At 67.5% G+C, this 12,697-nt stretch carries 10 protein-coding genes; 2 read left to right on the top strand and 8 right to left on the bottom strand.

Features of this window, described 5'->3' with window-relative positions:
* Positions 1–408 precede the first annotated feature (408 nt).
* From WS64_RS14305 to WS64_RS14295, 3 genes are read right to left on the bottom strand one after another with little or no spacing between them, the layout of a single operon-like run.
* Entirely contained in the window at positions 409–1,929 is a 1,521-nt protein-coding gene (locus WS64_RS14305; RefSeq protein ID WP_060966714.1) for an efflux transporter outer membrane subunit, read from the bottom strand.
* A complete protein-coding gene (bpeB, locus tag WS64_RS14300; protein WP_059643492.1) occupies positions 1,929–5,129 on the bottom strand; it encodes an efflux RND transporter permease BpeB in 3,201 nt (1,066 codons plus the stop codon). The genes WS64_RS14305 and bpeB overlap by 1 nt, the downstream gene beginning before the upstream one ends.
* A gap of 15 nt (positions 5,130–5,144) precedes the next feature.
* A complete protein-coding gene (locus WS64_RS14295; RefSeq protein ID WP_060966713.1) occupies positions 5,145–6,419 on the bottom strand; it encodes an efflux RND transporter periplasmic adaptor subunit in 1,275 nt (424 codons plus the stop codon).
* A gap of 399 nt (positions 6,420–6,818) precedes the next feature.
* Here WS64_RS14295 and WS64_RS14290 point away from each other — a divergent pair, with 399 nt between their 5' ends.
* Positions 6,819–7,460, top strand: coding sequence for a TetR family transcriptional regulator (locus tag WS64_RS14290; RefSeq protein ID WP_060966712.1), 642 nt, complete (start codon positions 6,819–6,821; stop codon positions 7,458–7,460).
* A 37-nt stretch (positions 7,461–7,497) separates the two neighbouring features.
* Here WS64_RS14290 and WS64_RS14285 read toward each other — a convergent pair whose 3' ends face one another.
* Positions 7,498–8,163 carry a cysteine hydrolase family protein gene (locus WS64_RS14285; protein WP_060966711.1) on the bottom strand — a complete coding sequence of 222 codons (666 nt, stop codon included), beginning with the start codon at positions 8,161–8,163 and terminating at the stop codon, positions 7,498–7,500.
* A gap of 154 nt (positions 8,164–8,317) precedes the next feature.
* On the opposite strand from WS64_RS14285, the gene WS64_RS14280 reads away from it, so the two are divergent.
* On the top strand, positions 8,318–9,325 hold the full coding sequence (locus tag WS64_RS14280; RefSeq protein ID WP_060966710.1) for a helix-turn-helix domain-containing protein: 1,008 nt from the start codon (positions 8,318–8,320) through the stop codon (positions 9,323–9,325).
* Positions 9,326–9,384: 59 nt separating this feature from the next.
* On the opposite strand, the gene WS64_RS14275 is transcribed toward WS64_RS14280, so the two are convergent.
* From WS64_RS14275 to WS64_RS14260, 4 genes are all read right to left on the bottom strand, one after another.
* Positions 9,385–10,092 carry a CoxG family protein gene (locus WS64_RS14275; protein WP_059578536.1) on the bottom strand — a complete coding sequence of 236 codons (708 nt, stop codon included), beginning with the start codon at positions 10,090–10,092 and terminating at the stop codon, positions 9,385–9,387.
* Positions 10,093–10,120: 28 nt separating this feature from the next.
* Positions 10,121–10,480, bottom strand: coding sequence for a DUF427 domain-containing protein (locus WS64_RS14270; protein ID WP_059643106.1), 360 nt, complete (start codon positions 10,478–10,480; stop codon positions 10,121–10,123).
* Positions 10,481–10,609: 129 nt separating this feature from the next.
* A complete protein-coding gene (locus WS64_RS14265; protein WP_059643104.1) occupies positions 10,610–11,047 on the bottom strand; it encodes a carboxypeptidase-like regulatory domain-containing protein in 438 nt (145 codons plus the stop codon).
* Between the two features lie 103 nt (positions 11,048–11,150).
* Positions 11,151–12,632: a DegQ family serine endoprotease gene (locus WS64_RS14260; RefSeq protein ID WP_059578544.1), complete on the bottom strand. Its 1,482-nt coding sequence runs from the start codon at positions 12,630–12,632 to the stop codon at positions 11,151–11,153.
* Positions 12,633–12,697: the final 65 nt, after the last annotated feature.

The raw sequence follows: 12,697 nt of genomic DNA, 5'->3' as shown, positions 1-12,697 counted from the left end.
CCGTTCAACAATAATGAACCTGCAGCCGCTCGCTTCGATCGAGCGATGGGCCTGAATTGGAGAATCGAGGGGGAGATTCGACTGTCGGTGGGCGACAGGCTACCGAAGAGGGATGATCATCGCTTGGTCGAAACGAGAAGCTGAATGGTTAGCCGGTACGCGTCGTGCTCGACGGCGCCGGCCCGTGGATTTCACGCCCGCTGCCGAAGTACACACGTGTTCCGCCTGGATCACTGCAGCGTTCCCACGCAAGGTTACCGCGCATTCGAGGACCAACAATCATGGGCTGGCCCTACGTTGTCTCCGTTGCGTTTCGTATCATTCGCAACGGCCAACGTGCTACAGAACTAACACCCGAATCGTCCTGCCTGCGTGCGAAGCGACCGCACGCAGGCAGGATAACCACAGTTACCCGTTCGCCGCTGCCGACGCAGGCGCCGGCGCGGCCGCCTTGTCGTAGTCGACCGGTGCATCCGGCGCGCGCGGCGCTTCGCCGGCACGCTGGATCCACCCGCCACCGAGTGCGCGGTACAGGTCGACCAGGTTCGTCCAGCGGGCCAGACGCGCGCTGATCAGCGACTGCTGCGCCGAGTACAGATCCGTCTGCGCGGTCAGCACCGACAGGTAGCTGTCGACGCCGTTCTTGTACCGCAGGTCCGACAGGTCGAAGCGCCGCTGCTGCGCGTGCTCGTTGCGCTCGAGCGCCGCGATCTGCTGGTCGTACGTGCCGCGTGCGGCGAGGCCATCCGCCACTTCGCGGAACGCCGACTGGATCGCCTTCTCGTAGTTGGCGATCTCGATGCGCTTCTGCACGTTCGCAAGATTCAGGTTCGCGATGTTCTGCCCGCCCTCGAAGATCGGCATCGTGATCTGCGGCGCGAACGACCATGCGGCCGTGCCGGCCTTGAACAGACCGCCGAGCGTCGGGCTGCCGGTGCCGAACGCACCCGTCAGCGAGATGCGCGGGAAGAATGCCGCGCGCGCCGCGCCGATGTTCGCGTTTGCAGCCAGCAGCGTCTGCTCGGCCTGCATCACGTCCGGACGCCGCGTGAGCAGATCCGACGGAAGGCCTGCCGGCACGTCCGTCAGCAGATTCTGCGCGTCGAGCGGCATGCCGGCCGGCAGGTCGTCCGGCAGCGGCTCGCCGATCAGCAGCACCAGCGCGTTCAGCGCCTGCGCACGCGCTCGCGCCTGCGCCTGCTGGTTCGCGAGCGCCGTCTCGACCACGGTCTGCGCCTGACGCAGCTCGAGCTCGGAGCCCGTGCCGTTGTCGAACTGCAGCTTCGTCAGGTCGTAGGACGCCTGCGCGGTCTTCAGCGTGTTCTCGGTGACCTTCAGCAGATCGTCGGTCGACAGCAGCGTCAGGTACTGGTCAGCCACCTGCGACACCAGCGAGATTTCCGATGCCTGCCGGGCATACGACGTCGACAGGTACTGCGCGAGCGCCTGATCCTTCAGGCTCTGCACGCGGCCGAACAGGTCGAGCTCCCACGATGCCGAGAGCCCGACGTTGTAGGCGCGCGAGATGTACGGCGCACCGGTCTGCGACAGGCCCTGGGGCACGCGCTGGATACTGCCCGTGCCCGTGCCGTCGAGCGTCGGGAACAGCCCCGCGCGCGTGATCTGGTACTGCGCGCGCGCCGCCTCGATGTTCAGCACCGACACGCGCAGGTCGCGGTTGTTTTTCAGCGCGATCTCGATCAGCCGCTGCAGGCGCGGATCGACGAAGAACTCGCGCCAGCCGATGGCGGTCGCAGCTTGCCCGTTCGCGCTGCGCGCGCCGGCCGCGCCCGGCTGCGTCGCGTAGACGCCGCCGGCCGGGTACGCCTGCGCGACGGGTGCGTCGGGCCGCTTGTAATGCGGCGCCATCGTGCAGCCCGTGGCAAGGAGCGCGACTGCGATTGCAGTCAAAGCGTGTTTTTGCATCATCACTGTCCCTTGTTGCCTTCGTCGCCGTTGCCCGGCTTCTCTTCGTGGTGCGAGTGCTCCTGAGCCAGGCGCAGCGCCTCGTCGACGTCTTCCTTCTCGCCGCTGAAGATCGCACGGATCTTCACGAAGAACATCGGGATCATGAAGATCGCGAGGAACGTCGCCGTGATCATTCCGCCGATCACGCCCGTGCCGATCGCGTGCTGGCTCGCCGAGCCCGCGCCGTTGCTGATCGCGAGCGGCAGCACGCCGAGAATGAACGCGAGCGACGTCATCAGGATCGGACGCAGCCGCAGGCGCGCCGCTTCCAGCGCGGCCTCGATCGGCCCCATCTTCTCCGACTGCTGCAGCTCGCGCGCGAACTCGACGATCAGGATCGCGTTCTTCGCGGACAAGCCCACGGTCGTCAGCAGGCCGACCTGGAAGAACACGTCGTTCTCGAGGCCGCGCATCGTGGCCGCGAGCAGCGCACCGATCACGCCGAGCGGCACGACCATGATCACCGAGAACGGGATCGACCAGCTTTCATACAGCGCCGCGAGACACAGGAACACGACGAGGATCGAGATCGCGTACAGGATCGGCGCCTGCGAGCCCGACTGGATTTCCTGGAACGACAGGCCCGTCCACGAATAGCCGATACCGACCGGCAGCTTCTTCGCGAGCGTTTCCATCGCGGCCATCGCCTGACCGGTCGACTTGCCCGGTGCGGCCTGCCCCTGGATTTCCATCGCCGACACGCCGTTGTAGCGCTCGAGCTTCGGCGAACCGTACGTCCAGTGACCGGTCGAGAACGCGCTGAACGGCACCATCCCGCCCGACCCGTTGCGCACGTACCAGATGTTCATGTCTTCCGGCGTCATCCGGAACGGCGCGTCGGCCTGCACGTACACCTTCTTGATCCGGCCGTCGGTGTCGAGGAAGTTGTTCACGTACTTCGACGCCCACGCGATCGAGAACGTCTGGTCGATCGCATCCGCCGTCACGCCCAGCGCATTCGCCTTCTCGCGGTCGATATTGACCTTGTACTGCGGCGTATCGTTCAGGCCGTTCGGACGGACACCCTGCAGCGTCGGATCCTTCGACGCCATCCCGAGCAACTGGTTACGCGCGGCCATCAGCGCGTCGTGGCCGAGACCGGCGTTGTCCGTCAGCTCGAAGTCGAAACCGGCAGCGGTACCGAGTTCCGGAATCGACGGCGGGTTGAACGGAATCACGAGCGCGTCCTTGTAGCTCGCGTAACGCCCGAACATCCGGCCGATCAGCGCCTGCACCTTCTGGTTCGCATGCTGACGCTGCGCGTAATCCTTCAGGCGGACGAACACGAGACCCGAGTTCTGGCCGCGGCCCGCAAAGCTGAAGCCGTTGACGGTGAACGCCGATTCGACGATTTCCTTCTCGTCCTTCAGCAGGTAGTCGGAAATGTTCGCGAGCGTCTTCGCGGTCGTTTCCTGCGTGGAGCCCGACGGCGTCTGCACGATCACGAACATCAGGCCCTGGTCCTCATCGGGCAGGAACGACTTCGGCAGGCGCACGAACAGCAGGCCGACCGCGACGATCACGACCAGATAGATGATGAGCCAGCGGCCCGAGCGCTTGATCACGTGGTGCACGCCGACGTGGTACTTGTCGCGGCTGTTGTTGAACGTGCGGTTGAACCAGCCGAAGAAGCCCTTCTTCTCTTCGTGATGCCCTTGCGGGATCGGCTTGAGGATCGTCGCGCACAGCGCCGGCGTCAGAATCAACGCGACCAGCACCGACAGCACCATCGCCGACACGATCGTCAGCGAGAACTGACGATAGATCGCGCCGACCGAGCCGCCGGAGAACGCCACCGGCACGAACACCGCCGACAGCACGAGCGCCACGCCGACGAGTGCGCCGGTGATCTGCCCCATCGCCTTGCGGGTCGCCTCCTTCGGCGACAGCCCCTCCTCCGCCATCACGCGCTCGACGTTCTCGACCACCACGATCGCATCGTCGACCAGCAGGCCGATCGCGAGCACGAGACCGAACATCGACAGCGTGTTGATCGAGAAGCCGACCATCGACATGATCGCGAACGTGCCGAGCAGCACGACCGGCACCGCGATCGTCGGGATGATCGTCGCCCGCAGGTTCTGCAGGAACAGATACATCACGAGGAACACGAGCACGATACCTTCGAGCAGCGTCTTGACCACTTCCTCGATCGACAGCTTCACGAACGGCGTCGTGTCGTACGGATACTTCACGACGAGGCCGTGCGGGAAGAACGGTGCGAGCTCGTCGATCTTCGCGCGCACGGCCTTCGCGGTCGCGAGGGCGTTCGCGTTGGTCGCGAGCTGGATACCGAGTGCCGCGGTCGGCTGACCGTTGTACTTCGTGTCGAAGTTGTAGTTTTCGCCGCCGAGGCCGATCTGCGCGACGTCCTTCAGGCGAACCTGCGAGCCGTCCTGGTTGACCTTCAGCAGGATGTTGCCGAACTGCTCGGGCGTCTGCAGCAGCGTCGATTCGGTGATCGTCGCCTGCAGCACGGTGCCCGGCTTCGCCGGCGTGCCACCGATCTGGCCGCCCGCGATCTGCACGTTCTGCGCGGTGATCGCCGAGCTGACGTCGACCGGCGTGAGGCCGTAGTTGGTCAGGCGGTTCGGGTCGAGCCAGATCCGCATCGCGTACTGCGAGCCGAACAGCGTGACGGTACCGACGCCGTTCAGCCGGCTGATCGGATCCTTCACGTGCGACGCCACGAAGTTCGCGAGGTCGTACTTGTTCATGCTGCCGTCTTCGGAGTTGAAGGCGAGCACCAGCAGGAAGCTGCTGCTCGACTTCGTGACCGACAGACCGAGCTGCTGCACGACCTGCGGCAGAACCGGCGTCGCGAGCGACAGCTTGTTCTGCACCTGAACCTGCGCGATGTCGGCGTTGGTGCCCGGCGCGAAGGTCAGCGTGATCGTTGCGTTGCCCGAGTCGTCACTCGTCGACGACATGTACAGGAAGTTGTCGAGACCGCTCATCTGCTGCTCGATCACCTGCGTCACCGTGTCTTCCACCGTCTTCGCGGAAGCGCCCGGGTAGTTCGCGGTGATCTGGATCGATGGCGGCGCGATCGTCGGATACTGCGAGATCGGCAGCGTGAAGATCGCCGCAACCCCGGCCAGCATCAGGATGATGGCGATCACCCACGCGAAGATCGGGCGATCGATAAAAAACTTTGCCATGAAACAGGCTCCCTGTTATTGCGCGCTCGAAGCAGCGGCAGCACTCGCCGGCGCGGCGCCCGATGCGGCGGCACCGGAAGCGGCGGCGGCGCCGGACCCGGCAGCGGCCGGCGCGGCGGGGGCAGCGGCGCCCGAGGCGGCATCGGCCGCCGGCGCGAGCTGCGCGGGGACCGTCTTCACGGTCGCGCCCGGGCGCACCTTGTCGACGCCCTGCACGATCACGTGATCGCCCGCCTGCAGACCGCCTTCCACGATCCAGTTCTGGCCTTGCATGCCGGTCGTCTTCAGCGGACGCGGCTCGACCTTGTTGCTGGCGTTCACGACCATCGCGATCGCCTGCCCCTTCTGGTCGTGCGTGACGCCGATCTGCGGCACCAGGAACGCGTTCTCGTTCACGCCTTCCTCGATCCGTGCGCGCACGAACATCCCCGGCAGCAGCACGCGGCCCGGGTTCGGGAACACCGCGCGGATCGTCACCGAGCCGGTGGTCTGGTCGACCGTCACGTCCGAGAACTGCAGCTTGCCCGGCTCCGAGTAGGTCTTGCCGTCCTCCAGGATCAGCGACACCTTCGCCGCGCCCGGGCCGCTCGTCTTCAGGCGGCCGCTCTGCACGTCCTGGCGCAGCTTCAGCCCTTCGAGGCTCGACTGCGTGAGGTCGACGTACACCGGATCGAGCTGCTGCACCGTCGACATCAGCGTCGCCTGGCTCGCCTGCACGTAGGCGCCCGGCGTGACCTGCGAGATGCCGACGCGGCCGCTGATCGGCGACACGACATCCGTATAGCCGAGGTTGATCTGCGCGGTGTCGACCGCCGCCTTGCCGGCCGCGACGTCCGCCGCGGCCTGGCCTTGCGTGGCGACCGCGTTGTCGTAGTCCTGCTTGCTGACCGCGTTCGCGGCGACCAGCACCTTGTAGCGCGCGACCAGCGCGTTCTGCGTGACGAGGTTCGCCTGCGCCTTCGCGAGCGTCGCCTTCGCGCTGTTCAGCGCCGCGATGTACGGCGCCGGATCGATCTTGTAGAGGCGCTGACCGGCCTTGACGTCGGTGCCTTCGGTGAATTCACGGCGCAGCACGATGCCGTCGACCCGTGCACGCACTTGCGCGACGAGGAAAGCGCTGGTGCGGCCCGGCAGCTCGGTGAAGACCGGTACGGCTTGCGGCTGGACGGTGACGACGCCGACTTCCGGCGTTTGCGGCGGCGGTGCCGATTCTTTTTTTCCGCAGGCAGCCAGGAAAACCGCGGCTGCCGCGACAGTGATCAAGCGGTATGGAACCCGTTCGACGCGCATGGAGCGACCTCTGTGTGTAACCAATGGAATAAGTGCGGCACCCGGCGGGAGCGCAACACGGATGCGCCTCGCGGCGCAGATCGAACACCGAATTACTGGACTGCTGGATACAGCACGTCGGCACGAGACCTCCGTGCCGACGGGGATGCCGCGAACTGCGGACTGATACTAGGGCGGGAATCAGCAGAGTGGGATATTAACTGATTGCCACTTGGGTCATTCGATCGTAGGGTGGTATTGTATATACATTCACGAATGTATGTAAAAAGCCCGTTCGTGCTCCGCCGGCTGTTCAGTCTTACGGATTGTTACCAACCGCCAGCATAGCCCGTCCGCATGACGGCGACGAGGGGTTGCGGACCCTATATTCATCCACGATCGATCCAATCAGGCCTGCACATGGTCAGACGTACCAAGGAGGAGGCGCTCGAGACGCGCAATCGCATTCTCGACGCCGCCGAACACGTGTTCTTCGAAAAGGGCGTGTCGCACACGTCGCTCGCGGACATCGCCCAGCACGCCGGCGTGACGCGCGGCGCGATCTACTGGCATTTCGCGAACAAGAGCGAACTGTTCGATGCGATGTTCGACCGCGTGTTCCTGCCGATCGACGAACTGAAGCGGATACCGCTCGACGCGCCGGGCGGCAATCCGCTGGAGAAAGTGCGCCAGATCCTCATCTGGTGCCTGCTCGGCGTGCAGCGCGACGCACAGCTGCGGCGCGTGTTCAGCATCCTGTTCATGAAGTGCGAGTACGTCGCGGACATGGAGCCGCTGCTGCAGCGCAACCGCGCGGGGATGAGCGAGGCGCTGCACATGATCGACGCCGATCTCGCGGCGGCCGTGGGGCTCAAGCTGCTGCCCGAGCGGCTCGATACGTGGCGTGCGGCGCTGATGCTGCACACGCTCGTCAGCGGCTTCGTGCGCGACATGCTGATGCTGCCCGACGAGATCGACGCCGAGCAGCATGCCGAAAAGCTCGTCGACGGCTGCTTCGACATGCTGCGCTACAGCCCGGCGATGCTGAAGGACCGCGACTGAGCGCGCGGCGCATCGCGCGCCGCGTCGCCGTACCGGGTCAGGCCGCCTTCGCGCGCCGCGCGCGGGCCCGCCGGTTCGACGCGGCCACCGAATCGCGCGCCGGCATCGCCGCGCCGGCCAGCCCCGCGATCCACGTGTCGGTCGACATCACCGCCGCGAAATTCGACTGGAACACCACCCCGTACGCGCGGTGAATCTCTTCGGCGCTGGCCGCGCCCGCTTCGTTCTCGTAAGGCAGCGCGCCCGTCGCGTCGTTCAGGTACTCGACCTTCAGCCCCGCATGCGCCGCGTGATAGACGGTCGACGCATTGCAGTTGTGCGTCATGTAGCCGGCCACCGCGAGCGTGTCGATCCCGTGCGCGTCGAGCCACGCGGCGAGATCGGTGCCGGCGAACGAGCTCGCCTGCGCCTTCTCGATCCGATGCGCGTACGGCCGGCTGGCCACCACCGCGTGCAGCGCGACGCCGTCGGTGCCCGGCGCGAAGATCGGCGCGCCGGCCGGCGCGACGTGCTGAACCACGATCACCGGCACGCCGGCCGCGTGCGCGGCGTCGATCGCGCGGCCGATGTTCGCGAGCGACACGTCGAGCGGCGGATATTCGATCGGCAGGTTGCCCGTCACGTATTCGTTCTGCACGTCGATCACGATCAGTGCGCGGCGGGCAGCGGGACGGGAAGCGGAATGCGGGGCCGTGTTCGACATGGCGATCTCCTGGTCGGGGAGGCGCTGCCCCGCCCCGGAGCGGGACGGCCAGCAGTGCGATGCGATGCATTGTCGGCGCGCGCGACCCGCGCTGATAGTGGCCCGATAGCCATTCTTCGATAGAATCGGGCCATCACCTTCCCGGAACCGCGCCATGCTCGCCGCCGCGTCGCCCGTCAGCTCCATTCCGACCGTCGTCGCCGTGATCGCGTACGACGGCATCAGCCCGTTCCACCTGTCGGTGCCATCGGTCGTATTCGGCCAGGCACGCGACGCGGCCGCGTCGCCCGTGTTCGAGTTCCGCGTCTGCTCGGCCGAGCGCGGCCCGCTCGCGACGACGGGCGGCTTCACGATCACCGCGCCGTACGGGCTGGACGCGCTCGACAATGCGGACATCGTCATCGTGCCTTCGTGGCGCGACCCGGACGAAACGCCGCCCGACGCGCTGCTCGATGCGGTCCGCGCGGTCGCCGCGCGCGGCGCGGAACTCGTCGGCCTGTGCCTCGGCGCCTACGTGCTCGCCGCGGCCGGCCTGCTCGACGGTCACCCGGCCACCACGCACTGGGCATGGGCCGACGATTTCGCGCAGCGCTTTCCGCGCGTGAAGCTCGATCCGGACGTGCTGTACGTGGACGACGGCAACCTGATGACGTCGGCCGGCACCGCGGCAGGCCTCGACTGCTGTCTGCACGTCGTGCGGCGGCGCTTCGGCTCGGACGCCGCGAACCGCATCGCGCGCCGCCTCGTGATCCCGCCGCACCGTCAGGGCGGGCAGGCCCAGTACGTGCCGCAGCCGGTCGCCGCGCACCCGCGCGACGCGCGGCTCGCGGGGCTGCTCGACTGGGTACGCGGCCATCTCGACGCCGCGCACAGCGTCGATTCGCTCGCCGAACGCGTGCTGATGAGCCGGCGCACGTTCACGCGCCACTTCCGCCAGGCGACCGGCACGACCGTCACCGCGTGGCTGCAGGCCGAGCGGCTCGCACGTGCGCGGCTTCTGCTCGAAACCACCGGCCAATCGATCGACGCGATCGCGCAGGCGGCCGGCTACGGCTCGAGCGTGTCGCTGCGCCAGCATTTCGCGGGCGCGCTCGGCACGTCGCCGTCTGCGTATCGGAGGGAATTTCGCGGCACCGGAGCTGGTGCCGACGGGGGACGGTGATACCCGCCGCGCGGGCGCAGCGCGGGCCGTGACACGGAACCGGGCGGCCGATCGGCCGCTCAGCCGCCGTTGAACCAGCGTGCCGCGTAAAGCAGCAGCGCGACGAACACGATCATCGCCGCCCACGCCCACACGGGCACCGTGCCGGAATCGCGATGCCGGAGCGCGCTCGCCGCCCGCCCGCTCAGCGCGCCGCCGAGATGCGGCGGCAGCGAACGCTTCGTCGCGGCCATCAGCGATGCCGGCCGCAGGAACACATGCTGGCGCCGCTGCGCAGAAGCGCTCGCGCGATTCGGCGCGAGGCCGTGCTTCGCCTGCACGACCGCGCTGAACTCACGGAAGAACGTGTCGGTCCATTCCCGCAGCGCATTGTCGATCTGCCGCCCCGGCAACTCGGCGAGCGGCCCGCTCGCGGTCGCCCAGACCACGTACTCGATCCGCGTGGCGGTCGCATCGTCATCCGGCATCAGCACGAGTTCGACCTGGCCGCGCAGCGCGCCGAGGCCGTCGGCCCGCGCCTTGAAGTTGAGCACGCGGCGCGGCTGCCCTTGCGCGTCGCCCTGCTCGGCGGCCGCGTGCGCGCGCACGTCGTAGCGGGCGCGCAGCGGGCCGAGCGGCACCGTGATCGTCAGCGCGAATTCGCCGTGCGCGAGTTTCACGAACGATTCGCAATGATCGAAGCTCGCGCGCAGCAGTGCGAGATCCTCCAGCGCGTCCCGCACGACAGGCGGCGCGAGCGGTACGCGTAACGTGTCGTTCAGTTCCATGTCGCCTCCCCGATGAACGCGCGCCGCATCAGGACGTCTCGACGAGACTGTCGACCCGTGCGACATCGAAGGCGACGTAGAGCGCGAGCGCGGCCGCCGCCTCCTTCGGTTCTTCGTAACTCCATGCGGCGTTCTCGATCACGCCGTCTTCCGTCTGCAAGTCGAAATGCACGGCCTGCCCCCTGAACGGGCAGGCCGACGTGACGCCCGATTTCACGAGTCGACGCATGTTGACGTCGCCGCGCGGCAGGTAATGGATGTCCGGAAGCCCCGCCTCACGGACGGTCAGCGCACCGTGCGAATCGGCATAGGTGATGCCGCGATGGATCACGCGCACGCGATGACGGTTCGGCACGATTTCGAGTCGAGGGTCGGCTGCATCGGACATCGTTTCTCCTTCGGGCGGCAGTCAGGCCGGGGCAGGAAACGAAAAAGCCACGGCACGCATGCCGTGGCTTTCATTATGGGCGAAACTTCGTCCGATTGCGCGACCGGGACCGCGGCCGCGTGCGGCGGGCTACTGCGCACTCCACTGGAACGCAGCTTTCGCGCCGCCCTTCGCGCCGACCGTGACGGCGCGCGATTCGTCGCTACCCTGGTACGACGCGTGCACCGTGTAGCGCCCCGGCGGCACCTTCACGAGCATGTACGGCCCGCGCGCATCGGTTTTCAGCACTTCGGCGCCCTTGCTGTCGACGATCCGGACATGGACGTCGGCCAGGAACTCGCCGCCCTTGCCGGTGAAGCGCAGCGCGAGCGGCCACTGCGCCTCGCTGCGCTGGAACGCCGTCGATTCGTCCAGCCCGACGCCGCCGGACACGAAGGTGACGTCGCCCTGCTGGCGCGCGGCGGGCAAGCCGTCCGACTGCGCGTACGCGCCGGTCGCGCCGGCTGCGAGGCCGGCGGCCAGCGCTGCGGCGACGGCAAATCGGGACACGTTGCGTAGATTTTGCATGGCTCTCTCCTTGGGGTCGGAACACATACGGGGCGCAGCGTCACGCGATCGCACGGCGGCGGCGCCCGCCACAGCCGGCCTGGCCGGCCGCGGCCGCTGCCGGTCAGCTCAGGTCGACCGGCACGAAGATCTGTGCATTATCGCGCTGGATCAGCAGAGCAAGACTGTTGCCCGCGCCCTTCACCGCGTCGCGCAACTGCTCGGGGCTCGTGACCGGGCGGCCGTTCACCGCGAGGATCACGTCGCCGGGCTGGATGCCCGCGTTCGCGGCCGGGCCGCCGGCCTGCTGCACGATCAGCCCGTGCGACAGGTTGTCGGCGCTGCGCTCCTGCGGCGACAGCGGGCGCACCGCGACACCCAGGCGGCCCTGCTCGACCGGCCCGCCGTCGTTCGATGCGAGCTTCGCATCGGCCATTGCGCCGAGCGTCACGCTGATCGACTTCTTCGACTTGTCGCGCCAGATCTGCAGGTCGGCCTTCGAACCCGGCTTCAGGTTCGCGATCTGCGCGGGCAGCGACGTCGAATCGGCGACCGGCGAACCGTTGACCGACAGGATCACGTCGCCCGGCTGCAGGCCGGCCTTCGCGGCCGGGCCGTTGGCGTCGACCGAGCTGACGAGCGCGCCGTCCGGCTTCTGCAGCCCGAACGAGCTCGCGAGCGTCTGGTTCAGCCCCTGCACGGCGACGCCGAGACGGCCGCGGCTCACGTGGCCCGTCTTCACGAGCTCGTCCTTCACCTTGATCGCCTCGTTGATCGGGATCGCGAACGACAGGCCCTGGAAGCCGCCCGTCTGCGAGTAGATCATCGAGTTGATGCCGATCACCTCGCCCTGCAGGTTGAACAGCGGGCCGCCCGAGTTGCCGGGGTTCACCGGCACGTCGGTCTGGATGAACGGCGTGTAGTTCTCGTCGGGCAGCGCGCGCGACTTCGCGCTGATGATGCCCGACGTGACCGTGTTGTCGAAGCCGTACGGCGAGCCGATCGCGACGACCCACTGGCCGACCTTGCTCTGCGCCGGGTCGCCGATCTTCACGGTCGGCAGGCCGCTCGCGTCGATCTTCAGCACGGCGACGTCGGACTGCTTGTCGGCGCCGACGACTTTCGCCTTGTATTCGCGCTTGTCGGTGAGCTTGACCGTGACGACGTTCGCGCCGTCGATCACGTGCGCGTTGGTCAGGATGTATCCGTCGGAGCTGACGATGAAGCCCGACCCGAGGCTCGCGCTCGGCTGGTCGTCCGGCTGCGCGTCGCCGCCCATGCCCGGCACCTGGCCGTAGAAGTGCTTGAAGAACTGGTAGAACGGGTCGCTCGGATCGATCGGCAGCTGCGGCTGCGGCGCGCGCCGCGCGACCTGCTTCACGACATGCTTCGCGCTGATGTTCACGACCGCCGGGCCGTAGGTTTCGACGAGCCCGGAGAAATCGGGGATGCCGGTCTTGGCGGCGGCTTCGGCCGGCATCATGGCGGCCTGCGCGGGCGTGATGATCTGCGGATCGGCGCGGCGGGTGCCGGCGAAATAGCCTGCCGACAGGGCGGCCGCCACGGCGACCGCGACGGTGCCGCGCGCAAGGAATCGGGTGTTCATCGTAGGACCTCCTCGTTGTTAGGACGCAGCGTAACGACCCTGACTTAAAGGAGGCTTAATCAGCC

It is taken from the genome of Burkholderia anthina, from assembly GCF_001547525.1.
In the GTDB taxonomy this organism is placed as follows: Bacteria; Pseudomonadota; Gammaproteobacteria; order Burkholderiales; family Burkholderiaceae; genus Burkholderia; species Burkholderia semiarida.
The sequence above is the reverse complement of the archived record's forward strand: the minus strand, read 5'-3'. Positions and strand labels throughout refer to the sequence as shown.